A 23,626-nucleotide genomic window follows, 5' to 3' on the forward strand; every position below is an offset into this window, starting at 1 on the left:
CCAGGACGAGTGCTGCACGGGCGGGTCAGTCGGACCAGACGAGCCGTCCTAGCTCGCTTCAAATAACGCCATGGCCTCGACATGTGCCGTCTGAGGAAACATATCGAGAATCCCGGCACGTTTTAACCGGTAGCCCTGCTTGATCAATTCGACCGTGTCGCGCGCCAGAGTTGCAGGGTTGCACGACACATACACCAATCGTTCGGCGCCCAGGGCCTTGAGCTTGCGCACCACCTCGAAAGCACCGTCACGCGGTGGGTCCAAGAGTACCGCACAAAAGCCTTCGCGCGCCCATTCGGCATCGGTCAAAGGCTGGGATAAATCGGCCTGAAAAAACGCCGCATTATGCAGATTGTTGCTAGCGGCGTTCGCGGCTGCCCGCTCGACCATCGCCTGCACACCTTCGACCGCCACCACTTCGCGAACGGCTTTGGCCAGCGGCAAGGCAAAGTTACCCAAACCACAGAATAGATCGAGAACGCGTTCATCCGCTGTCGGCTTCAGCCAGTCCAGCGCCTGGGCGACCATGGCTTCGTTGACCGCCGCGTTGACCTGAATGAAATCGCCCGGCCGGTACGCCAGGTTCAAATCCCACTGTTCAAGGCGATAGCCCAACGACTGATCGGCCTCGACCGGTTGCGGGCCGCCCTCGCCATGCAGCCACAGCTGAGCTTCATGGAACGCGCAGAAATCCTTGAGGATCGTCATATCGGCGTCGGTCAACGGCGCCATGTGCCGCAGCAACACCGCCAACGACGAACCACTGAACAATTCCACATGCCCCAGCGCCTGAGGTTTGCTCAAGCGCCGCAACATCTCCGGCAAGCGGGTCATGATGGGTTGCAAGGGCTGTACCAGCACCGGGCATTCGTTGATTGCAACGATGTCCTGACTGCCCGCCGCACGGAATCCGACTTCGAGCTTTTTAGCTTTCATGTCCCAGCGCACCGCTACACGGGCGCGACGGCGGTAACCGAATTCCGGACCGCTCAATGGCGCGGCCCATTCTTCGGGTTCGACACCGGCGACCTTGGACAATTGCTCGGCGAGCATGCGCTGTTTCAGGGCGAGTTGTTCGGTGTGAGGCAGATGCTGAACACTGCAGCCACCACAACGACCCGCATGCGGGCACGGCGCCGGGCGACGCAATTCGCTGGCCTGGAACACACGCTCGGTGCGTGCCTCGACCACTTTGCCGTGGGCACCCAAGACGCGCGCCTCGATTTCTTCACCGGCCAGTGCGCCGAGGACGAACCAGGTACGACCTTCGAAAAACGCGATGCCGCGACCGTCATTGGCAAGGCGCTCGATGGTCAAGCGCTGCTTTTTGCCGGTCGGGATTTGCGGGGCCTTGCTGCCACCCGTGGGTTGGAAGCGCAGGCCTCTCTCGTGCTTGGCCATCAGTTGGGCGCGTCGAAAATGCCGGTCGACAAGTAACGGTCGCCACGGTCGCAGATGATCGCGACGATCACCGCGTTTTCAACTTCTTTGGACAGACGCAGCATGGCCGCGACGGCACCGCCCGAGGACACGCCGCAGAAGATGCCTTCTTCGCGAGCCAGACGACGGGTCACGTCCTCGGCTTCGCTTTGCGCCATGTCGACGATGCGGTCCACGCGATCGGCCTGGTAAATCTTCGGCAGGTATTCCTGCGGCCAGCGACGGATGCCCGGAATCGCCGAGCCTTCCATCGGTTGCAGGCCGATGATCTGCACGTTCTCACTCTGCTCTTTCAAGTAGCGCGACACGCCCATGATGGTACCGGTGGTGCCCATCGAACTGACGAAGTGAGTGATGGTGCCCTCGGTCTGGCGCCAGATTTCCGGGCCGGTGGTGGTGTAGTGCGCTTCCGGGTTATCCCCGTTGGCGAACTGGTCCAGCACCTTGCCACGGCCTTCGGCTTCCATTCGCTGAGCGAGGTCGCGCGCGCCTTCCATGCCTTCTTCCTGGGTGACCAGGATCAGCTCGGCACCATAAGCCGTCATCGCGGCTTTACGTTCGGCGCTGGAGTTGTCCGGCATGATCAGGATCATCTTGTAACCCTTGATCGCAGCGGCCATGGCCAGGGCGATCCCGGTGTTGCCCGAGGTCGCTTCGATCAGCGTATCGCCGGCGTGGATCTGCCCACGCAACTCGGCGCGGGTAATCATCGACAGCGCCGGACGGTCCTTGACCGAACCCGCCGGGTTGTTCCCTTCGAGCTTGAGCAAAAGGGTGTTGCTGGTGGCGCCGGGCAGGCGCTGCAAACGGACCAGCGGAGTGTTGCCGACGCAATCGGCGATGGTTGGGTACTGCAAGGTCATGGCGTATTCGCAATCCAGACTGCGGGGGCGCCTATCATACCGGCAAACGTTCGCAGGCCATATCACGCAAAGTGCGGTGCTTATGGCTTATGGGAATAAGGAGCAGCCGTGAATCCCACGGGTTTTGGTACAGAGCAAATACTGTCAGCAGTGCTGACACTACTGGTGCGACTTTCACTCAGCATGGCGGGGCTTAGAGATCCGACGGTTGTGGGCCCAGGATAATTGTCTCGCCAGCGGGGAGACTTTTCTTGGGGGTGATGCCAAGGGCCTCATCGCGGGCAAGCCCGCTCCCACAGGGTGCCGGGATTGTTCAAACAATTTGTGGCCGACACACATCCACTGTGGGAGCGGGCTTGCCCGCGATGGCGTCATCACTGACAACGCCCTCATCGGCCAATAGCCGAATATTCAGCCGCAACCCCGCCCCGCTGTTCTCCGCCCAAAGCCGCCCGCCCTGCCGCTGCACCGCATTGCGCGCGATGCTCAACCCCAAACCGAACCCACCATTACCGGGCCGCGACCCGTCGAGCCGAGTGAAAGGCGAGAAGATCCGCTCCAGATCCTCTTCCGCCACACCGCCCCCCTCATCCTCGAGCCACAAGTGCCAGTAATCACCATCGCGTCGCCCATCCAGGCGCACAACGCCGCCCTTCGGTGAATGACGAATGGCATTGCGCAGGATGTTTTCAAGGGCTTGCGCAAGGGTATTGAGATTGCCGCGCACCCAGCAGGAGGCATCCACCGCACATTGCAACTGGCCCACCGGGCAGCAGCTTTCATAACAGGCGTTCTCAGTGAGCATTTCCCACAGCGCCTGAATCTGGATCGCTTCGTCCGGTAACGGCGAGCGCTCGGTATCAAGCCAGGCCAGTTGCAGCGTGTCCTCGACCAGGCGCTGCATGCCATCGACTTCGCGGCCAATGCGTTCGCGCAGTTGTGACAGGCTTTGCTCGCCCTCGCTGGCCACCCGCAGACGACTCAACGGCGTGCGCAATTCATGGGACAGGTCGCGCAGCAGCTGTTGTTGCAGGGCCACCGTGCTTTGCAGGCGTTCGGACATGTGATCGAACGCGCGGCCCAGCTCACCCAGTTCATCTGAACGATTGGTGGTGCTATGTGACAGCCGCACGCCCAACTGATCGGCACGCCAGGCATTGGCCTGCTCGCGCAGTTGATTGAGGGGAACCACCAGCAATCGATACAACCCGACACACAACAGCAAGGTAAACAGTCCGGGGATCACACCGTTGGTGATCACGCGCCAGAACACTCGGTATCGCCCGGGCATGAAACGCTGGGGCAGTTCGATCACCAGACTGCCGGCAGACGAGTCGCCGGGAAACGGCACGCGCAACCATGGCAGGCGTTTCTTGTGAATCGGCCAATCGAGGCCGCGCAGGAATGTGAGGTGCTGGATTTCCGGGTCCGTCAGTGGCTGGCTGCTCAATGACTGTAAATCACCACCGATGACGCCCGCCCAACCCGCTTCACGCTGGCGCATTTCCTGTAGCCAGGCATCGACACCGGCACTCTGTCCCTGCTGCCACGCCTGCTCGGCTTCGGCGGCATAGCGCGTCAGAGTGGCTCGGGCCTCGTCCGACAGAAACTGGTTGCGCTCTTCCATGTAGCGGCCCCAGGACCAGCTCAGCCAGATCATCAGCAGACAGAACGCCACCAGCAGACAGGCGAGCTTCCAGAACAGCGAATGCCGGCCCGGCAGGTCAGACCATTTCATCGGCGGCACTCAAGACATAACCCTTGCCCCAGACCGTGCGCACTTCCCGCTCGGTGTAGCCGATGGCCTTGAGCTTTCTGCGGATCTGGCTGATGTGCATGTCGAGGCTGCGGTCGTGGGCCGCGTAACCCCGTTGCAGCACGTGCTGATAAAGGAAGGCCTTGCTCAACACTTCATCGCCGTTGCGGTTGAGCGTGTCCAGCAAGCGGTACTCGCTGCGGGTCAAGCCGGCGGCGTGCTCGCCAAAGAACACCTCGAAACGTTCATCGTCGAAATGCAGACTGTCCACCGCCAGGGCAACCGGCTCGACTGCCGGCCGACGATCCAGCGCAACGCGCCGCAGGATCGCTTCGATGCGCACGCGCAATTCGGCCATGCTGAAGGGCTTGGGCAAGTAGTCATCGGCGCCGAGGCGGAAGCCGCTGATGCGATCCGCCTCGGCCCCCAGCGCCGACATCAGCACCACGGGTGTGGAATGGTTCTGGCGCAATTGGGTCAGCACGTTCAGACCGTTCATGCCCGGGAGCAGGATGTCCATCAGCACCACATCGAAGTTTTGTTCGCGGGCAATCGCCAGGCCCTCTTGACCGTTCTGGCACCAGGTCACCTGAAAACCGCTGCGGCCCAATTGCTCATGAACATAGGCACCGAGCACCAGGTCGTCTTCGATGGAAAGAATGCGGGGATGGCCGACAGAAATGGGAGTCATGAGTATCTGCAAATAATTCTCAGTTGGCGATTATTCAAGATTGCCTCGCCGAGGGCAACCCAAGGTTCGTCCACGCCCCCAAAGCATTCAATGACCCGACGAATGACGACATCAATTTTACGAAGATTGCCCGCAAGCAAATCGCTACACTGCGCAAGTGGCGCGTGCCGGATGCACGCGCAGGTTCCTAAATGGCTGGATGCAGGAGAGATGCGTGCTCAAGAAACTGGGAATTAAAGGCCGCGTGCTGTTGCTGACCTTGCTTCCGACCAGCCTGATGGCGCTGGTGCTGGGCGGCTATTTTACCTGGATGCAGCAATCCGACCTGCAGACCCAACTCATGCAGCGCGGCGAAATGATCGCCGAACAGCTCGCGCCCCTCGTGGCCCCAGCCATGGGTCACAAGGACACCGAACTGCTGGAACGCATCGCCACCCAATCCCTGGAAACCGCCGACGTGCGCGCGGTGACCTTTCTCGCCCCGGACCGTACGCTGCTCGCCCATGCCGGCCCGACCATGCTCAATCAGGCACCCTTGGGCAACGGCTCGCAGATGTTGCGCCGCAGTGGCAACGATGCGACGCGCTACCTGCTGCCGGTGTTCGGCAAGCACCGCAATCTGGCCGGCGACCTGATTCCTGAAGAATCCGACCGCCTGCTCGGCTGGGTCGAACTCGAACTGTCCCACAACGGCATGCTGCTGCGCGGTTATCGCAGCCTGTTCGCCAGCCTGTTGTTGATCGGCGCGGGGCTCGCCGGCGCAGCGCTGCTGGCGTTGCGCATGGGCCGGACCATCAACCGGCCGCTGAGCCAGATCAAGCAAGCGGTGGCGCAACTCAAGGACGGTCATCTGGAAACCCGCCTGCCGCCGCTCGGCAGTCAGGAGCTGGATGAACTGGCGTCCGGCATCAACCGCATGGCCGGCACCCTGCAAAACGCCCAGGAAGAATTGCAGCACAGCATCGATCAGGCCACCGAAGACGTGCGCCAGAACCTGGAAACCATCGAAATCCAGAACATCGAGCTGGACCTGGCGCGGAAAGAGGCCCTGGAAGCGAGCCGGATCAAATCCGAATTCCTCGCCAACATGAGCCATGAAATCCGCACACCGCTCAACGGTATTCTCGGCTTCACTCATTTGCTGCAAAAAAGCGAACTGACCCCGCGCCAGCTCGATTATCTGGGCACCATCGAGAAATCCGCCGACAGCCTGCTGGGGATCATCAACGAGATCCTCGACTTCTCGAAAATCGAGGCCGGCAAGCTGGTACTCGACCATATTCCGTTCAACCTGCGCGATTTGCTCCAGGACACCCTGACCATCCTCGCCCCGGCCGCACACGCCAAACAGCTGGAGCTGGTGAGCCTGGTGTATCGCGACACGCCGCTGTCGCTGGTCGGCGATCCGCTGCGACTCAAGCAGATCCTCACCAACCTGGTGAGCAACGCGATCAAGTTCACCCGCGAAGGCACGATCGTCGCCCGCGCCATGCTCGAAGAAGAACACGAAGACAGCGTGCAACTGCGCATCAGCATTCAGGACACCGGCATCGGCCTGTCGAACGAGGACGTGCGGGCGCTGTTCCAGGCTTTCAGCCAGGCCGACAACTCACTGTCCCGGCAGCCTGGCGGCACCGGTTTGGGGTTGGTGATTTCCAAGCGTTTGATCGAACAGATGGGCGGCGAGATCGGCGTCGACAGCACGCCGGGCGAAGGCTCGGAATTCTGGATCAGCCTGAGCCTGCCCAAAACCCGTGACGATGCCGAAGACCTGCCCGGTCCGCCGCTGCTCGGGCGGCGCGTCGCCGTGCTGGAGAACCACGAACTGGCCCGTCAGGCGTTGCAGCATCAGCTGGAAGACTGCGGCCTGGAAGTCACGCCGTTCAATACCTTGGAAAGCCTGACCAATGGCGTGACCGGCGCGCACCAGACCGATCAGGCCATCGATCTCGCCGTGCTCGGCATCACCAGCAATGACATGCCGCCAGAACGCCTGAACCAGCACATCTGGGACCTCGAACACCTCGGCTGCAAAGTGCTGGTGCTGTGCCCGACCACCGAGCAGACGCTGTTTCACCTGTCAGTGCCCAACCCCCACAGTCAGCTCCAGGCCAAACCGGCCTGCACCCGCAAGCTGCGCCGGGCCTTGTCCGATCTGGTCAATCCGCGCCAGCAACGCAGCGACCCCGGCGAACCGGTGTCGAGCCGTGCGCCGAAGGTACTGTGTGTCGATGACAACCCGGCCAATCTGCTGCTGGTGCAAACCCTGCTTGAAGACCTCGGCGCCAAAGTGCTCGCGGTGGAAAGCGGTTACGCCGCGGTCAAGGCAGTGCAGAGCGAGACCTTCGACCTGGTGTTGATGGACGTGCAGATGCCCGGCATGGACGGGCGCCAGAGCACCGAAACCATCCGCCAGTGGGAAAGCGAACGGCATTGCACCCCGCTGCCGATCGTGGCCCTCACCGCCCACGCCATGGCCAACGAAAAACGCGCGCTGCTGCAAAGCGGCATGGACGATTACCTGACCAAGCCGATCAGCGAACGGCAACTGGCGCAGGTGGTGCTGAAGTGGACCGGCCTGGCGCTGCGCAATCAGGGGCCGGAGCGTTCCAGCGACAGCCATGGCGGCAGCCACGAGTTGCAGGTGCTGGATCACGAGGAAGGGTTGCGCCTGGCGGCCGGCAAGGCGGATCTGGCGGCGGACATGCTGGCGATGTTGCTGGCCTCCCTGGAAGCCGACCGCGAAGCCATCCGCGTGGCCCGGGAAACCAACGACCACAATGCCTTGATCGAACGGGTGCATCGCCTGCATGGCGCGACCCGTTATTGCGGCGTGCCGCAACTGCGCGCGGCCTGCCAGCGCAGCGAAACCCTGCTCAAGCAACAAGACCCGAAAGCGCCCGGCGCACTGGAAGACCTCGATCGCGCCATCAATCGCCTGGCGGCCCATGCCCGGATAAATGCTTGATGCAGCGCAATGGCGCTGCAAACCCTGATCGCTAAACTCACCGCAACCGCTTGTAGGAGCATGGCTTGCCAGCGAAGAGGCCCTCAAATTCTGCGTCGCTCTCAAGGACGTCTTCGCTGGCAGCCAAGCTCCTACAGAGATCCGGGCGGGCCTGAGTTTTCGGCAACAGGCACACAGCGTGAATTTATCCAGGAGGACGCCATGCGCACGATTCTTTTCAGCAGCCAGACCTACGACCGCGACAGTTTTCTCGGCGCCGACCTCCCCGCCGGCATCGAGCTGCACTTTCAATCGGCACGACTGAGCCTGGACACGGCGGCGCTGGCGGAACATCACGAAGTCGTCTGCTCCTTCATCAATGATGACCTCAGCGCCCCGGTGCTCGAACGCCTCGCCGCCGGCGGCACACGCCTGATCGCCTTGCGTTCGGCCGGGTACAACCATGTTGACCTGGCCGTGGCGAAGCGGCTGGGTTTGTCGATCGTGCGGGTTCCGGCCTACTCGCCCCATGCCGTGGCCGAGCATGCGGTGGCGTTGATCCTGGCGCTCAACCGGCGCCTGCATCGCGCCTACAACCGTACCCGCGAAGGGGATTTCAGCCTGCATGGGCTGACCGGGTTTGACCTGGTAGGCAAGACGGTCGGCGTGGTTGGCACCGGGCAGATCGGCGCAACCTTCGCGAAAATCATGAACGGTTTCGGCTGTCAGCTGCTGGCTTACGACCCCTACCCCAATCCGCAGGTTGAAGCCCTGGGCGCGCGTTACCTGAGCTTGCCGCAGCTGCTGGCCGAATCGCAGATCATCAGCCTGCACTGCCCGCTCAACGAACAGAGCAAACACCTGATCAACCGCGAGTCACTGGCGCATATGCAACCCGGCGCCATGTTGATCAACACTGGGCGTGGCGGACTGGTGGACACACCGGCGCTGATCGACGCATTGAAGGATGGCCAACTGGGTTATCTGGGGCTGGACGTCTATGAGGAAGAAGCGCAGTTGTTCTTCGAGGACCGCTCTGATCTGCCGCTGCAGGACGACGTGCTGGCACGCCTGCTGACCTTCCCGAACGTGATCGTCACCGCGCACCAGGCCTTCCTGACCCATGAAGCCCTGGGCGCCATTGCCGCGACAACATTGCAGAACATTGCAGCCTGGGCGGCGGGCACTCTACAAAATCAGGTCGAGGCTGGCTGAACCGGATCGAAGGTCACTTCCCTGCGCGGTGCGGCGCCGATGTCCGTGCTAGCATGCCGCGCATATTTGGAGGACCCATGGTCGAACACGATTTCCGCTATAGCCTGATGAACCCGCAACACACCCTCACTGAATGCCGCGCCCTGGTGCCGGGGCGTTATCAAGTCACCGGCAACGGCGGCTCGATTCGCAACAATGACGTGCTGGTCGTGACCCTCAAAGGTGCCAAGGACTTGTCCATGCGCCTGACCGTCGAAACGGTTCGCCACCTGATCAACCCGCCCGGCCAATGGGTCGCGGTGGCCAGTGGTCCGGTGTTCGGTGAATTGGCGATCCACACCTGGAAAGTCAATTGCGACAGCTGCGCCAAGGAGCTGAGCTTCGAGTTCGCGGTCGACGCCAAGTTGGGCAACAAGGCCGAAAAGCCTGCCGCCACTGCGCGGATTGCCGAGCTGGGCTGGAAGTCGATCGGCGAGAAGCACCTGTGCCCGAAATGCCAGGAGCTTGCGTGATGAAACGCCTTGCTCTGACCGCGATGGTCGGCGCCAGCCTGCTGGGCTGCGCCGCCGAACCGGTGCAATTGCAACAGAACCGCAGTTATATTCTGGAATGGATCGGCGAACGTCCGTTGATGGATTACAGCCACCTGACCGTCACCCTCGGTGAAGATGGCCGGGCTTATGGCAATGGCGGCTGCAACCACTGGTTCGCGCCGTACACGCTCGACGGCGACAAGCTGAGCTTCGGCAAGATCGGCAGCACGCGCAAGCTGTGCGCGCCGGCGCTCATGGAACAGGAAAAACGCTTCCTCCAGGCACTGGAAAACGTGCAGCGCTGGGATGTTTCGCCAATCGACCAGATGCGCTTCTGGCCGGCTGAAGGCAAGCCGTTGCGCTGGTGGCTGGAAGAGGGTTGATCCCCTCTGCTGACCCCTGGTGACTGACTGTGGCAGGGGCTTTTGTGGCGAGGGGATTTATCCCCGTTGGACTGCGCAGCAGTCCCTTTTTTGGGGCCGCTTCGCGACCCAACGGGGCGGTGCGACGTTTCGCTAAATCCCCTCACCACAAAAGCCCCCAGCCCACAAAAGCCCCTGCGTAATCAGTTGGTCGCCTGCAACGCCTCAAGCTTCGCCATCACCCCCGCCGCCGTTTGCTCGCCCATCAGCTGTTCGCGCACCTTGCCTTTGTTATCGATGATGTACGTCACCGGCAACGCCTCGCTGCGCGGCAATTCAAACAGTTCCGCCGGATCCGACGCCAACACGGTGAACCTGATCCCCAGTTTCTCGCTGGCACTTTTCAGCTCTTCACCCTGCACATTGTCGAAGTTGACCCCGAACACACCGATCTTCCTGTCCTTCAACTGATCGGCCAGCCGGTTCAATTCCGGGATCTCGGTCCGGCACGGGCCACACCATTCGGCCCAGTAATTGAGCACCAGCCATTGTTTGTCCAGACGTTCGGCGGCGACTTTATGCCCGTTCTGATCGATGCCGTAGTCGTTGCCGCAGCCCCCCAGCATCAGCGCCCCGAAGATTGCCAATGCCGCTGCCAGTCGCCTTGTCATGTCGTGATCCTTGTTCAAAATTGAATGCGCCTGCGACCCATCGCCTCCCAAGGTTCTGGATTACGCGCTGCACAGTTAGAATAGCCGCCACCTTACGCAAGATGCGACCCGCCCATGACCGATCTGACGCTTTATCACAACCCGCGCTGCTCGAAATCCCGCGGTGCGCTCGAACTGCTCGAAGCCCGTGGCCTGACCCCGACCGTGGTCCGCTACCTCGAGACCCCGCTGGACGCCGCGCAATTGCAGGGCCTGCTGAAAAAGCTCGGCCTCAGCGCCCGGCAACTGCTGCGTACTGGTGAGGACGAGTACAAGACCCTCAACCTCGCCGACGCCAGCCTGAGCGAGGCGCAATTGATCGCCGCCATCGCCGCGCACCCTAAACTCATGGAGCGGCCGATTCTCGAAGTCGGCGACAAAGCCATCATCGGCCGTCCGCCAGAGAACGTGCTGGAGTTGCTGCCGTGAGTGCGCCGTACATTCTGGTTCTGTATTACAGCCGCAGCGGCTCGACCAATGAAATGGCCCGGCAGATCGCCCGTGGTGTCGAGCAGTCCGGGATGGAAGCGCGCCTGCGCACCGTGCCGGCGATCTCCACCGAGTGCGAAGCGGTGTCACCGGACATTCCGGACGAAGGCGCACTGTACGCCAGCCTCGACGACCTGAAAAACTGCGCGGGCCTGGCCCTCGGCAGCCCGACGCGCTTCGGCAACATGGCGGCGCCGCTCAAGTATTTCCTCGACGGCACCAGCAACCTGTGGCTGACCGGCGCCCTGGTCGGCAAACCGGCCGGCGTGTTCACCTCCACCGCGAGCCTGCACGGCGGTCAGGAAACCACGCTGTTGTCGATGATGCTGCCGTTGTTGCACCACGGCATGCTGATCACCGGTCTGCCGTACAGCGAATCCGCACTGCTGGAAACCCGTGGCGGTGGCACGCCGTACGGCGCCAGTCATCACGCCGGCGCCGATGGCAAAAGCGGTTTGAATGAACATGAAGTGGCGCTGTGCCGGGCCTTGGGTCTGCGCCTGGCGAAGACTGCGCAAAAGTTGGTGAGCTGAGATGGCCAAAAAGCCGAAGGTGCTGCCTTCCATTGAATGGCTCGAACCGCGGGTGCGGGCGATGCGCGTCATCAGCCTGCTGTGCTTCTTCGGGCTGGTGGGATTACTTTGCGTTTATTACCTGGCGGTCGCCGACCTGCATGGCGCGCGGCCGTGGGTGATTTTGCTGATCGAACTGGTGCCGCTGCTGTTGCTGGCGCCGGGGATGATCATCGGCAGCGCGCGCGGGCATTCGTGGATGTGCTTTGTGGTGAACCTGTATTTCATCAAGGGCGCACTGGCGGCGTACGACCCGAACCGGCAGCTGTTTGGTTTGCTGGAGATGGGCGCGAGTTTGGCGGTGTTCTGCTCAGCGCTGCTGTATGTGCGGTGGCGGTTTCAGTTGAATCGCAAGTTGGCGGGTGAAGGCGAGATTTCCGCCGCCTGACATGACGCCATCGCGGGCAAGCTGAACTGGTCAAGTAATCTTGGACACCAATTAAGGTTTACGCCGCCAGTCTCTCCATCGTGACTGGCGGCCGGTAGTCGTTGTAACTGTGAGGCCTGGCGATGTTGTAGCGCGAGACATAGCGCTGCACATCCGCTCGGGCCTCATGTTCCGATCCGTAGCCTGTTTCGGGCACCCACTCTGATTTCAAACTGCCAAAGAAGCGCTCCATCGGAGCGTTGTCCCAGCACTCGCCCTTACGGCTCATGCTTTGCCGGAGCCCGTGTGCCAGCAGCTCATTCCTGAACTTATGGCTGGTGTACTGACAACCTTGGTCTGAGTGAAACAGTACGTCTTTTGGGCGACTGCGCAACTCAACCGCCATCCGCAAGGCTTCGCAGGTCAGGGTGGCATCGGAGATCATCGAAAACGACCAGCCCACGATCCGGCGGGCGTACAAATCCAGAACCGCCGCGAAATACAGCCACCGCTTACCGACCTTGATATACGTCACGTCCCCGCACCACACCTGATTGACCGCCGTGACATCAAACTTGCGCTTGAGGACGTGCGGCGCCACCAACGCCTCAACGCCGGGCGATTTGTACTTATGGCGCCGGCGCTGACGGCTGGCGATACCAGCTTCGCGCATCAAGCTGCGGGCCATGTACCGCCCGACACGATGTCCATCAGCTTGCAGCTCTTTGGCCAAGGTGCGTGCGCCCGCAGACTCCCTCGACGCCCTGTGATGCTTAACCAGCACGGCCTTGAGCTTCTCCCGCTCAGGGTTCACTTTGCCTTGGCGCTGACGCCAGGCGTAAAAGCTGCTGCGGTTGACACCAAAAACCCGACAGCAATTGTTAACGCCGTACTGCTCGTCCAGCTCATCGATCAACGAGAATGATCTTTGGCGTCCAAAAGCAGGAGAGCACTGGCCTTTTTTAGGATTTCGATATCCAGGTCTTTTTGCCTGAGCAAGGCTTTGAGTTTCTGGATCTCTCGCTGATCCGCGGTAATCGCCTTGGCGCCCACCGGAGTCGAGCCCAAGCGCTCCTTGCGAACTTGATCGACCCAGCGGCGCAAGGCCGTAGGACCGATATCCAGATTGGCACAGACCTCGGGAACCGACTGCCCCTCATCCAGCACCAGGCTGGCAGCCTTGAGTTTGAACTCACTCGAATAGGATTTACGCATATCCAAACACCTCAGATTTGGGCGCCATCATAGCGCCCGATTGAGATGTCCAAAATCATTAGGCCAGTTCAAGCCCGCTCCCACAGGGTTCATGTCGTTCACAAATAATGTGTTCACAACGATCCTTGTGGGAGCCCGCTCCCACAGGGTTCATGTCGTCCACAAATAATGTGTTCACAACGGTCCTTGTTGGAGCGGGCTTGCCCGCGATGGGGGCTGCTCGGTCTTTAATGATTGACGGTATACGCCAGCATCATCGAAAGCTGGCTCATCGGCCGCCCGCCACTCTCTTCATGCCACTGATTGAACACACCCTGCACCGTCGCCAGATCCCGCAGACTGGTCGGCACCTTGTCGACGATCTTCTGCGCGTTCAACGCCGCCACCACGTCGTAGCTCGGGACAAAGGTGTCTTTGCCGACCATCCGCAGAAACCGCGGCGCCGACAATCCGCCCAGTTGATGCCCGCGTTTTTTCAGGTACGTCCACAACCCAACGATATCGGTCACCGGCCAATCAGCGATCAATTCACCGAAGCTGCCCTTCTCATGCGCCACATCAAGGATGAACTGCGCATTGCGCGGCACGCTCTTGAGCTTGCCCAGGTGGCGGATAATCCGCGCGTCCTGCATCAGGCGTTCAAGGTGCTCGGCGCTCATCAGCACGACTTTTTCCGGGTCGAACTTGAAGAACACTTCTTCGAAGGCCGGCCACTTGGCGTCCACCAGGCTGTGCTTGAGCCCGGCGCGGAACACGCGCAGCGCCATGGTCGAGAGGTAGCGGTCGTCGCTGATCTTGCGCAATTGCGCCGCGGTCTTGGGAACGGGCAGATGGGCTTCCAGTTCAGCTGCTGAACCGAAGCGGTTCAGACAGTATTCGTGCAGCCACTTGTAATCGCGCATGCCCTCTCCTATTGAATGAAACAAAAAACCAATGTGGGAGCGGGCCTGCTCGCGAAAGCGGTGTGTCATTCAGCACATATGTCGACTGACACTACGCATTCGCGAGCAAGCCCGCTCCCACATTTTTAACGGTGTTTACAGGTTTACGACGTTAACGAAGCGCGAAGCCGCCGTTTCATCGATCTTGAGGCTGGTGAAGTCGAACAGGTTGCGGTCCGCCAGTTGCGACGGGATCACGTTCTGCAAGCTGCGGAAAATGCTTTCGGTGCGGCCCGGCGTCTTGCGCTCCCAGTCCTGCAGCATTTCCTTGACCACCTGACGCTGCAGGTTTTCCTGAGAACCACAGAGGTTGCACGGGATGATCGGGAACTGCTTGAAGTCCGAGTAGGCCTGAATGTCCTTTTCGTTGCAGTAGGCCAGCGGGCGGATCACCACGTTGCGGCCGTCGTCGGCACGCAGCTTCGGCGGCATGGCCTTGAGCGAGCCGTTGAAGAACATATTGAGGAAGAACGTCTCGACGATGTCGTCGCGGTGATGACCGAGGGCCATTTTGGTCGCACCGATTTCATCGGCAAAGGTGTAGAGCGTGCCACGACGCAGGCGCGAGCACAGCGAGCAGGTGGTCTTGCCTTCCGGAATCAGCTCCTTGACCACCGAGTAGGTGTCTTTCTCGACGATGTGGTACTCGATGCCCAGGGTTTTCAGGTAAGCCGGCAGCACGTCTTCAGGGAAACCCGGCTGCTTCTGGTCCATGTTCACGGCGACGATCTCGAATCTGATCGGCGCGACCTTCTGCAAATGCATCAGCACATCGAGCATGGTGTAGCTGTCCTTGCCACCGGACAGGCAGACCATGACCTTGTCGCCGTCTTCAATCATGTTGAAATCGGCAACAGCCTCGCCGGCCTGTCGGCGAAGGCGCTTTTGCAGTTTGTTCTGGTTGACCGTGAGAGTGCCCATGACGCGAAATCCGTGAGGTGTGACGAAAGGCCGGCATTTTACGCAAAAACCCGCTTTCGGCGAATAGCCTGGCGACTGCACTTCATCTGAGCCAAGCATACCCCTGTGGCGAGGGGGCTTGTGCAAGTCCCAGCGGCGATTAACAGCTGTTTTTACAGCGCGATTTGCTCTAACGACCCCGCCCTATTGCAAGTAACTCCTTTCTATACTGCGACATAAGGTCGCACACATATCCAGACCTTTACTTACGTGGCCACTTTGGCCTGTAGGCGCTCCACTGGGGGGCGACGGTAAAAAACAAGAGGAGTGACTGGCATGATCCATCACGTAGTGGGGCTCTTCACCCACCCCGACCAGGAATGGAAAGAAATCCGTGGCGACCAAGAGGAAAGCATCAGCCACATGTACCTGACCCACACGTTGATTCTGGCGGCGATCCCCGCCGTGTCGGCGTTTATCGGCACCACACAGGTCGGCTGGGTCATCGGCAATCGAGCGCCGGTGATGCTGACGACAGAGAGTGCGCTATGGATGACGATCATGTCGTACCTGGCGATGCTCGGCGGCGTTGCCGTGATGGGCGCGTTCATCCACTGGATGGCGCGCACCTATGACGCCAATCCGAGCCTGGCCCGTTGCGTCGCGTTTGCGACCTATACCGCGACCCCGCTGTTCATTGGCGGCCTCGCGGCGCTGTACCCACACATGTGGCTGGGGATGATCGTCGGGACGGCGGCCATCTGCTACACGGTGTACCTGCTGTATGTGGGGCTACCCACTTTCATGAACATTCCATCAGACGAGGGATTCCTGTTTTCAAGTTCGGTGCTCGCCGTAGGCCTGGTGGTGCTGGTGGCCATCATGGCGTTCACGGTGATTGTCTGGGGACTCGGCGTGGGGCCGGTCTATACCAATTAGCAACACACCACCCAAAAACAAGATCTGCCAACACAGGCCGCCGCAAGGCGGCCTTCTAATGTAAGGGAGGTAACGACCATTCGGCGCCTGAGCGATTCGCAAGCCACGAAGGTTGCGGCATACTCGACGTCTCTGGAGATCCATCAAGCATGCTCGAGCAACTCAATACCCGCGTCGAAGACTGTTTCCAACAAGCCGAATCCTTTTTCAAACGAACCTTCAAACGCCCCGTGGTGAGTCTCAAGCTGCGCGGGCAAAAAGCCGGTGTCGCGCATTTGCACGAGAACCTGCTGCGCTTCAATCCGCAGTTGTACCGGGAAAACACCGAAGACTTCCTCAAACAGACCGTGGCCCACGAGGTGGCGCACCTGATTGCTCATCAGCTGTTTGGCGATCGCATTCAGCCCCACGGTGAAGAGTGGCAATTGATCATGCGCGGCGTGTATGAATTGCCGCCTAATCGTTGCCACACCTATGACGTCAAGCGTCGCAGCGTGACCCGCTATATCTACAGGTGCCCGTGCGCCGATAGCGATTTCCCGTTTTCGGCGCAGCGACATAGCCTGGTGCGGCAGGGGCGGCGGTATTTGTGTCGCCGATGCCGGAGCACGTTGGTGTTCAGTGGGGAGATGCGGGTCGAGTAGTCCAGATTTGTGTTGTCTGGTCTGGCCTCATCGCGATCCGACTTGCCCGCGATGAGGCCGGGTCAGGCACTAGAGAATCACCTTGGCACGCCGCAACTCGGCAATCCGCTCAGCCCCAAACCCCAACTCCCCCAACACCTGATCCGTATGCTGCCCCAGTGCCGCGCCAATATGCCGAGGCTCGGGCAAACCCTCGGAAAACTTCAACGGACACGCCATCTGCGTCTGGCTCGTCCCGTCCCCCCGCGGCACGTCGGTCACCACCTCCCGAGCCTTTAACTGCGGATGCTGAATCGTCTCGCCCAAACTCAGAACCGGTTCCACGCAGGCATCCAGTTCGGCAAACAGCGCACACAACTCGGCAAAGTCATGCTTCTCGAATTCGGTCTTCAGCGCGTCCTTGAGCTTCTTTTGCTGCGCAGGTTGAGGCGACAACCCCAGGGCCGCCAACTCTTCCAGCCCAAGCGCCGTGCACAGTTGCTTCATGAAAGCCGGCTCCAGACTGCCCACCGATAACCAGCGGCCATCGCGCGAACGGTAATAGTCGTAAAAGCTACCGCCATTGAGCATCTGATCTTCCCTGCCCGGTTCTTCGCCGCAGGCCAGATAACCCGCGCCAGCCATGGCATTCAGGCTGAACGCGCAGTCGGTCATGCTCACATCCAGATGCTGTCCCAACCCGGTCTGCTGCCGGGCGATCACCGCGGCCAGCAGCCCTATCACGCCGTGCAGCGAGCCACCAGCGACATCCGCCACTTGCATGCCCAAGGGCAATGGCCCGCTCTCGGCGCGGCCGGTGTAGCTCGCCAGCCCCGCCAGCGCCAGGTAATTGATGTCGTGGCCGGCGCGGTCCTTGTAGGGACCTGTTTGGCCATAACCGGTGATCGACACGTAGATCAGCTTCGGGTTGATCGCCTTCAACGCTTCATACCCCAGACCCAGGCGTTCCATTACGCCGGGGCGGAATTGTTCCAGGACAATGTCGTAGTCCTGCAGCAACTGCTTGACGACTTCAAGCGCCTCGGGCTGCTTGAGGTCCAGCGCGAGGCTGCGCTTGTTGCGATTGAGGTAGGCGTGGCTGGCCGATACGCCCTGGTCATGGGGCGGTAGCACGCGCAGCAGGTCCATGCGGGTCGGCGATTCGATGCGCAACACCTCGGCGCCCATGTCGGCCAGTAACAGCGAGGCGAACGGCCCCGGCAGCAGTGTCGAGAAATCCAGAACCTTGAGTGATGCCAGTGGGCCGAGCATGAGCGATCTCCGTAAACGATGCTTCCAGCCTAGGCAGGCAACGCGATTGCAGCAATCACCTGATGTGTCAGCAACTGTGACCGTTACGCTCAAATCGCAGGCATGAAAAAACCCGCCGAAGCGGGTTTTTTCATGACAACGCGTGTTACTTGACGTTGCTTGGGGTTGGGCCTTCGGCCACACCCAGGTCGTCTTCTTCACGCTCTTCGGCGATACCGCGACCGCCGGAAGCCAGCTCGGCCTGCAGTACATCGGTGTCCAGTTCCTTGACCCACTTGGCCACAACGATGGTGGCAACGGCGTTGCCGACCAGGTTGGTCAATGCACGGGCTTCGGACATGAAACGGTCGATACCGAGGATCAGCGCCAGGCCGGCAACCGGCAGGTGGCCAACGGCGGACAGCGTGGCGGCCAGTACGATGAAGCCCGAACCGGTTACGCCTGCGGCGCCTTTGGAGGACAGCAGCAACACCACCAGCAGGGTGATCTGGTGAGTGATGTCCATGTGGGTGTCAGTCGCTTGAGCGATGAACACAGCCGCCATGGTCAGGTAGATCGCAGTACCGTCGAGGTTGAACGAGTAACCGGTCGGGATCACCAGACCCACGACGGATTTCTTCGCGCCCAGACGCTCCATCTTGATCAGCATGCGTGGCAATACCGATTCCGAAGAAGAAGTACCCAGCACGATCAGCAGCTCTTCACGGATGTAGCGGATCATTTTCAGAACGCTGAAGCCATGAGCGCGAGCGATACCGCCCAGCACGATCAGGATGAACAGCAGGCAAGTGATGTAGAAGCAGGCCATCAACTGACCCAGTTGCACCAGCGAACCGACACCGTAGGCACCGATGGTGAACGCCATGGCACCGAAGGCACCGATCGGCGCGAGCTTCATGATCATGTTGATGATGTTGAACATCACGTGGGCGAAGCGATCGATGAAGTCCAGGATCGGCTTGCCGTAGGCACCCAGGCGATGCAGGGCGAAACCGAAGATCACCGAGAACATCAGCACTTGCAGGATATCGCCCGTGGCGAACGCGCCGACGATGGTGGACGGGATCACGTTCAGCAGGAAGCCAACCACGCTTTGATCAGCACCTGCTGCAACATACTGAGCCACTTTCGAGGCATCCAGCGTGGTCACGTCGATGTGCATGCCGTTGCCCGGCTGGACGATGTTGACCACCACCAGGCCGACCAGCAAAGCGATGGTCGAAACGATTTCGAAGTAGAGCAGCGCGTAACCGCCGGTCTTGCCGACCGACTTCATGTTCTGCATGCCGGCGATACCGCTGACGACGGTGCAGAAGATGATAGGGGCGATGATCATTTTGATCAGTTTGATGAACCCGTCACCCAATGGCTTGAGGGCTACACCGGTCTGCGGATAGAAGTGACCAAGCAGGATGCCGATGGCGATGGCAACGATCACCTGGAAATACAGGGATTTGTACAGTGGCTGACGAGTCGTCATTGCAAAGTTCCTCAAGAGTGAGCGCTGACAACATCCACCTGTTGCCCACGACACCTGAATTGCGAACCCTCCTGCACTGGAGGGATTTGTTTTTTCGAGCTGCGCGACGGCAGGCATCTGCTCGTTGTATCGCAAGTGGCGTGCCACCTTTGGCAAAACACCCGCAAGCCTTTTGACATCAGGGGTTATAGGATTTTCGTGCTATTGATGCGCTACAAAACAGTGGCGGATTTCCGCCCATCCGCCAAACCACGTCCTGCAATTTGGCGGATATCCGCCTTGTTCATCGGCAGGCAGCATGACTACCATCCGTCGTTCAATGACGGATCTGCCTGTTATGCGCGAACGCACCATCGCCAGTCATTTCGCCCGTGCCGCCCTCGGTGGCGCGCGACGCCTCGGTCATGACTGTTCCGAGCTGCTGCAACACCTCGGCATCAGCCCGGAGTTGCTGGATGAGCCGCGCGCGCGAATCGCGCCTGAACAGTTCACCCGATTGATCCAGGGATTGTGGCTGGCACTCGACGACGAGTACCTCGGCTTCGGGCCGGTCCCGAGCAAAACCGGCAGCTTCGCGATGATGTGCCACGCGGTGATTCACTGCCGCAATCTGGAGAAGGCGCTGCATCGCGGCTTATTGTTTTATAGCCTATTCCCCGAAGGGCCGCGGCTGACCCTGAGCCGTGAAGGCGAAATGATCTGCCTGAGCCTCGACGATTCGCAGTTTCGCGACCCGGACCATTTCCTCACCGAAAGCCAGCTGATGGTCTGGCATCGACTCGGCAGCTGGCTGATCGGGCAGCGCATCCGCCTGGAGCAGGCGACGTTCAGCTACCCGCGGCCCGCGCATGGCGCCGAATACGACTTGCTGTTCCCCTGCCCGATGGAGTTTTCGGCAGCGCAAAGCAGCCTGCTGTTTCACAGTCGCTACCTGAACATGCCGTTGTTGCAGGATGAACGCACCCTCAAGCATTTCCTCGAGCGCTCGCCCGCCGACCTGTTGTCGCGCCCGGACGACGGCGACAGCCTGAGCAGTCAGTTGCGCCGTTTGCTCAGCCGCGACAGCGATCGCTGGCCGGACCTGGAAACGGTAGCCGCGCACTTGCACATCAGCCCGCAGACGCTGCGTCGGCATTTGCGTGAAGAGGGCTCGAGTTTTCAGGAGTTGAAGGATCAGTTGCGTCGGGACATTGCGATTTATCACCTGGGCCGTGCGGACCTGTCGTTGCAACAGATTGCCGAGCAGTTGGGGTTTTCCGAGCCTTCGGCGTTTCATCGGGCGTTCAAGAAGTGGACCGGGTTGACGCCTGGGGCCTATCGCGCCCAGGAGAATTGAGTTTCAAGCAGGTTTTTTGGTGGACTCACTGGCTTGCCCGCGAAGAGGCCGCAAAGAACGCTATAAACCCAAGGTCAAACCACCGGAAAATGAATCCGGAACACCGCGCCGCCCATGGGTGAATCACCCAGGGTCAACCTGGCGTTGTAGCTTTCGATGATGTCCTTGACCACCGCCAACCCGATCCCCTGCCCCGGATGCTGGCGGTCCAGACGTTCGCCGCGCTGCAGAATCCGCGCACGCTGGTCCGGCGGCACACCCGGCCCGTCATCCTCGACGCACAACTCGATCCCGCTCAGGGTTTCGCGCACGCTGATGCGCACTTCGCCGAGGCACAGGCGATAGGCGTTCTCAAGCAAGTTTCCCAGCATTTCCAGCAAGGCGCCCTGCTCGATCGGCACATAACAGTGTTCCGGCAGATCGAAGGCCACCCGCACACGCTTGTCGCGGTAGACCTTGTCCAGCGTATCGCAAAGGCTTTGCAACACTGGCCGCAGGCGCACCTGATGGCGCACCAGACCGCTTTTGCGCAGGCTGGCCCGCTGCAATTGATAGCTGATCTGCTGGCTCATGCGCTCGATCTGGGTTTGCAGCACCCAGGCCTGATCACGATCCTCCGGGCGCTGGGCCATGTCCTCGCTGACGCCTTGCAACACGGTCAACGGGGTTTTCAGGCTGTGGGCCAGGTCGTCGAGGGAGTCGCGATAACGGCTGCGTTGTTCGCGCTCGCTGTGTAGCAAGCGGTTGAGGGAGCCGGTCAGGCGCAGCAGTTCCCGGGGGTGCTGCTCGCTGAGACTTTCGCGGGTGCCGCTTTCGATTTCGTCGAGTTCCTGGCTGAGCCGCCGCAACGCCTGCAACCCCCAGGTCAGGCCGATCCACAGCAAAGCAAGCAGCACCAGCAGTGCGGCGCCGAAGCCGAGGTAAAGGTTTTCCCGCAGACCCTCGAGGGTGACTTCGTATTCGCGCACCGGTTGCAGCGCGACGATGCTGAACGCCGCGCTTTTGCCGCCGAGCAATTTGACTTCGACGTCATAGACGAAGAATTCCTGACCGTTGGCTTCGCTGATCCGCGCGAACTCATTACCGCGCCCGTCGTAACGCGGTTTGTAATTGATGTTCTCTTCGCGGGTGCCCTTCGAGCGCCACACCAGATGGCCTTCGCGGTCATAGATGTAACCGAGCAGACGACTGTCGGTGAGGTTGAAGCGCTCATCGGGCAACTGCGCCGGCATCTGCAGGTGGTTGCCCTCGACCCGGGCGGCGGAAATCAGCGTGGTGACGTCCGACGCCAGGCGTTGCTCGATGGAATCCTGCAACGCGAGGCTGAACGCGCCCTGCATCGCCGGCAGCAACGCCAGCATGAACAACACCGCCAACAGGGTGGCGGCGAGCATCAAGCGGACACGAAGAGAACGAATCAAGTGCAGCGCTCATTGAACAGGTAACCGAGGCCACGCACGGTGTCGATCGGCTTGAACCCGGCCGGCCCTTCGAGTTTGCGGCGCAGACGGCCGACCAGCACTTCGATCACGTTCGGATCGCGCTCGTCGTCGTCCGGGTAGAGCTGCTCCATCAAGCGGTCCTTGGCCACCACTTGCTGGTGATGACGCATCAGGTACTCGAGAATCCGGTACTCATACGCGGTCAGCGCCAGCGGCTGTTCGTCGAGGGACGCCTGTTTGCGATTGAGGTCGAGCAGCAACGGCCCGGCAACGATGGTCGACTGGGTGAAACCGCTGGAACGGCGCAGCAAGGCGTTCAGGCGCGCGTCCAGCTCTTCGAACTGGAACGGCTTGACCACGTAATCGTCGGCACCGGCGGCGAGGCCTTCGACTTTGTCTTGCCAGTTACCACGGGCGGTGAGAATCAGGATCGGGAAGGTCTTGCCCCGGGAGCGCAACTGGCGGATCAGGTCGAGCCCGCCCATGCCCGGTAACCCGAGGTCGATCACCGCCAGGTCATGGTTGAACTGCTCGGTCTGGTACAACGCCTCTTCGGCGTTGGCCACGGATTCGACCACATGGCCGCTGTCCGTCAGGCGGGTTTGCAGGTGATGGCGCAACAGCGCTTCATCTTCGACGACCAGCAATTTCATGACGCTCTCCTACGCAAATCGATATCTCCAGCAGCACAATTTCGCACCTCTATGCCTGACAGGGCGATGCCAGTCAGCCGAGCGCAGAACCTGTGGGAGCGGGCTTGCTCGCGAAGACGGCAGCACAGTCGACATTGATGTCGCCTGACACGCCGCTTTCGCGAACAAGCCTGCTCCCACAGGTGTTGCGCTTAACTGACTGGCAACGCTTGTCAGAAAGCGTAGTTGGCGGACAGGTACGTCTGGGCGCTGCTGGTCAGGTCCAACGAACCCTGCTTGCTGCCACCGCGCTCGCTCATCTCGGTACTGGCATTGCTGCGCAGGTAACGGTAACCCAGTTCAACCGAGGTGTTTTGCGAAACCTGCTGCAACACACCCAACTGGCCGCCAACGGCGTAACCGATGTCGCTGTCGCGACTGAAGCCTGGGGAATCCTGGGTCAACTTGGTCAGACCGGCCGTGGCGCCGCCAAACAGTTTGGTGCTGCCGCCCACCGGGTAGAACAGATCGTAGCTGCCCAACAGGTTTTCCTGACGCAGTTTAATGCCATTGTGTGAGCCCGACACGTTGTCGTAAGTGGCGTAGTAGCGGCCCTGGCTATTTTGCTGGCCCAGACGCACACCCCAAGTGTTGTCCTTGCCGATCACACCGTCGGCGTTCGGGCTGTTGAGGTTGTCGTTCAGGGCGTGGGATTTTTTGACCTTGTCGCTGGTCTGTCCAAAAGTAAGGCTGGCAAAGTTATCGTCAGCCGCGTGGGCGGCTACGCTTGCCCCCATGACGGTGAAAGCCAGAAGCAGTTTCTTGAAGGTAGTCATCGGGAAGTTTCCTCGTGCGCTTGTGCTTTTCGGGTATGGCGCAAGGTTACTCACCTGGCCCTGAA

The 23,626-nt window shown here is 60.7% G+C and carries 24 protein-coding genes; 10 read left to right on the plus strand and 14 right to left on the minus strand.

The window, feature by feature from the left end; genetic code table 11:
• Positions 1–48 precede the first annotated feature (48 nt).
• From rlmD to J2Y86_RS10590, 4 genes are all read right to left on the minus strand, one after another.
• Positions 49–1,401, minus strand: coding sequence for a 23S rRNA (uracil(1939)-C(5))-methyltransferase RlmD (rlmD, locus tag J2Y86_RS10575; protein ID WP_253430656.1), 1,353 nt, complete (start codon positions 1,399–1,401; stop codon positions 49–51).
• Entirely contained in the window at positions 1,401–2,303 is a 903-nt protein-coding gene (gene cysM, locus J2Y86_RS10580) for a cysteine synthase CysM (RefSeq protein ID WP_214384909.1), read from the minus strand. The genes rlmD and cysM overlap by 1 nt, the downstream gene beginning before the upstream one ends.
• A 313-nt stretch (positions 2,304–2,616) precedes the next feature.
• Positions 2,617–4,041, minus strand: a complete 1,425-nt coding sequence (locus tag J2Y86_RS10585) for a sensor histidine kinase (RefSeq protein WP_253430659.1) — start codon at positions 4,039–4,041, stop codon at positions 2,617–2,619.
• The gene (locus J2Y86_RS10590) at positions 4,028–4,750 is read right to left on the minus strand and encodes a response regulator transcription factor (protein WP_253430661.1); all 723 of its coding nucleotides are present in this window, start codon (positions 4,748–4,750) and stop codon (positions 4,028–4,030) included. Before J2Y86_RS10590 ends, J2Y86_RS10585 begins: the two co-directional genes overlap by 14 nt.
• Before the next feature lie 214 nt (positions 4,751–4,964).
• Between J2Y86_RS10590 and J2Y86_RS10595 the strand changes: the two genes are divergently transcribed.
• The 4 genes from J2Y86_RS10595 to J2Y86_RS10610 all read left to right on the plus strand — a co-directional run bounded on the left by J2Y86_RS10595 (position 4,965) and on the right by J2Y86_RS10610 (position 9,828).
• Positions 4,965–7,718 carry a response regulator gene (locus tag J2Y86_RS10595; RefSeq protein ID WP_253430663.1) on the plus strand — a complete coding sequence of 918 codons (2,754 nt, stop codon included), beginning with the start codon at positions 4,965–4,967 and terminating at the stop codon, positions 7,716–7,718.
• A gap of 201 nt (positions 7,719–7,919) precedes the next feature.
• Positions 7,920–8,912, plus strand: a complete 993-nt coding sequence (locus tag J2Y86_RS10600) for a 2-hydroxyacid dehydrogenase (protein WP_253430665.1) — start codon at positions 7,920–7,922, stop codon at positions 8,910–8,912.
• A gap of 77 nt (positions 8,913–8,989) precedes the next feature.
• Positions 8,990–9,424: a hypothetical protein gene (locus tag J2Y86_RS10605; RefSeq protein ID WP_253430667.1), complete on the plus strand. Its 435-nt coding sequence runs from the start codon at positions 8,990–8,992 to the stop codon at positions 9,422–9,424.
• Positions 9,424–9,828, plus strand: coding sequence for an META domain-containing protein (locus J2Y86_RS10610; protein WP_253430669.1), 405 nt, complete (start codon positions 9,424–9,426; stop codon positions 9,826–9,828). The genes J2Y86_RS10605 and J2Y86_RS10610 overlap by 1 nt, the downstream gene beginning before the upstream one ends.
• Positions 9,829–10,010: 182 nt before the next feature.
• Here the strand turns inward: J2Y86_RS10610 and J2Y86_RS10615 are convergent, their stop codons facing one another.
• Positions 10,011–10,478 (minus strand): TlpA disulfide reductase family protein, encoded by a 468-nt coding sequence (locus tag J2Y86_RS10615; protein ID WP_253430671.1) that lies wholly within the window; start codon positions 10,476–10,478, stop codon positions 10,011–10,013.
• Between the two features lie 114 nt (positions 10,479–10,592).
• Here J2Y86_RS10615 and arsC point away from each other — a divergent pair, with 114 nt between their 5' ends.
• The 3 genes from arsC to J2Y86_RS10630 are packed head-to-tail and all read left to right on the plus strand — an operon-like array spanning position 10,593 to position 11,966.
• Complete coding sequence (gene arsC, locus J2Y86_RS10620; RefSeq protein WP_084321982.1) at positions 10,593–10,946, plus strand: arsenate reductase (glutaredoxin); 354 nt, start codon at positions 10,593–10,595, stop codon at positions 10,944–10,946.
• A complete protein-coding gene (wrbA, locus tag J2Y86_RS10625; protein WP_008011647.1) occupies positions 10,943–11,539 on the plus strand; it encodes an NAD(P)H:quinone oxidoreductase in 597 nt (198 codons plus the stop codon). The genes arsC and wrbA overlap by 4 nt, the downstream gene beginning before the upstream one ends.
• Before the next feature lies 1 nt (position 11,540).
• Positions 11,541–11,966, plus strand: coding sequence for a DUF2069 domain-containing protein (locus J2Y86_RS10630; protein WP_253430673.1), 426 nt, complete (start codon positions 11,541–11,543; stop codon positions 11,964–11,966).
• A gap of 58 nt (positions 11,967–12,024) precedes the next feature.
• Here J2Y86_RS10630 and J2Y86_RS10635 read toward each other — a convergent pair whose 3' ends face one another.
• From J2Y86_RS10635 to ttcA, 4 genes are all read right to left on the minus strand, one after another.
• Entirely contained in the window at positions 12,025–12,861 is an 837-nt protein-coding gene (locus J2Y86_RS10635) for an IS3 family transposase (protein WP_253427692.1), read from the minus strand.
• On the minus strand, positions 12,858–13,160 hold the full coding sequence (locus J2Y86_RS10640; protein ID WP_253427691.1) for a transposase: 303 nt from the start codon (positions 13,158–13,160) through the stop codon (positions 12,858–12,860). The genes J2Y86_RS10635 and J2Y86_RS10640 overlap by 4 nt, the downstream gene beginning before the upstream one ends.
• A 227-nt stretch (positions 13,161–13,387) precedes the next feature.
• Positions 13,388–14,062, minus strand: coding sequence for a DNA-3-methyladenine glycosylase I (locus tag J2Y86_RS10645; RefSeq protein WP_253430676.1), 675 nt, complete (start codon positions 14,060–14,062; stop codon positions 13,388–13,390).
• A 135-nt stretch (positions 14,063–14,197) separates the two neighbouring features.
• Positions 14,198–15,022 (minus strand): tRNA 2-thiocytidine(32) synthetase TtcA, encoded by an 825-nt coding sequence (gene ttcA / locus J2Y86_RS10650; protein ID WP_017340183.1) that lies wholly within the window; start codon positions 15,020–15,022, stop codon positions 14,198–14,200.
• Between the two features lie 315 nt (positions 15,023–15,337).
• Between ttcA and J2Y86_RS10655 the strand changes: the two genes are divergently transcribed.
• Both J2Y86_RS10655 and J2Y86_RS10660 read left to right on the plus strand, forming a co-directional pair.
• Complete coding sequence (locus tag J2Y86_RS10655; protein ID WP_017340184.1) at positions 15,338–15,940, plus strand: Yip1 family protein; 603 nt, start codon at positions 15,338–15,340, stop codon at positions 15,938–15,940.
• Positions 15,941–16,089: 149 nt separating this feature from the next.
• The gene (locus J2Y86_RS10660) at positions 16,090–16,584 is read left to right on the plus strand and encodes a SprT family zinc-dependent metalloprotease (protein WP_253430678.1); all 495 of its coding nucleotides are present in this window, start codon (positions 16,090–16,092) and stop codon (positions 16,582–16,584) included.
• A 69-nt stretch (positions 16,585–16,653) separates the two neighbouring features.
• Here J2Y86_RS10660 and J2Y86_RS10665 read toward each other — a convergent pair whose 3' ends face one another.
• Both J2Y86_RS10665 and J2Y86_RS10670 read right to left on the minus strand, forming a co-directional pair.
• A complete protein-coding gene (locus J2Y86_RS10665; RefSeq protein ID WP_253430681.1) occupies positions 16,654–17,835 on the minus strand; it encodes a CaiB/BaiF CoA transferase family protein in 1,182 nt (393 codons plus the stop codon).
• A gap of 145 nt (positions 17,836–17,980) precedes the next feature.
• The gene (locus J2Y86_RS10670; protein WP_253430683.1) at positions 17,981–19,315 is read right to left on the minus strand and encodes a dicarboxylate/amino acid:cation symporter; all 1,335 of its coding nucleotides are present in this window, start codon (positions 19,313–19,315) and stop codon (positions 17,981–17,983) included.
• Between the two features lie 337 nt (positions 19,316–19,652).
• On the opposite strand from J2Y86_RS10670, the gene J2Y86_RS10675 reads away from it, so the two are divergent.
• Positions 19,653–20,651: an AraC family transcriptional regulator gene (locus tag J2Y86_RS10675; protein WP_253440206.1), complete on the plus strand. Its 999-nt coding sequence runs from the start codon at positions 19,653–19,655 to the stop codon at positions 20,649–20,651.
• Positions 20,652–20,725: 74 nt separating this feature from the next.
• On the opposite strand, the gene J2Y86_RS10680 is transcribed toward J2Y86_RS10675, so the two are convergent.
• The 3 genes from J2Y86_RS10680 to J2Y86_RS10690 all read right to left on the minus strand — a co-directional run bounded on the left by J2Y86_RS10680 (position 20,726) and on the right by J2Y86_RS10690 (position 23,561).
• The gene (locus J2Y86_RS10680) at positions 20,726–22,072 is read right to left on the minus strand and encodes an ATP-binding protein (RefSeq protein WP_253430731.1); all 1,347 of its coding nucleotides are present in this window, start codon (positions 22,070–22,072) and stop codon (positions 20,726–20,728) included.
• Positions 22,069–22,746, minus strand: a complete 678-nt coding sequence (locus tag J2Y86_RS10685; protein WP_008029360.1) for a response regulator — start codon at positions 22,744–22,746, stop codon at positions 22,069–22,071. Before J2Y86_RS10685 ends, J2Y86_RS10680 begins: the two co-directional genes overlap by 4 nt.
• A 212-nt stretch (positions 22,747–22,958) precedes the next feature.
• Positions 22,959–23,561, minus strand: a complete 603-nt coding sequence (locus J2Y86_RS10690; RefSeq protein ID WP_253430735.1) for a porin family protein — start codon at positions 23,559–23,561, stop codon at positions 22,959–22,961.
• Positions 23,562–23,626: the final 65 nt, after the last annotated feature.

The sequence above is a fragment of the Pseudomonas migulae genome (genome assembly GCF_024169315.1).
In the GTDB taxonomy this organism is placed as follows: Bacteria; Pseudomonadota; Gammaproteobacteria; order Pseudomonadales; family Pseudomonadaceae; genus Aquipseudomonas; species Aquipseudomonas migulae_B.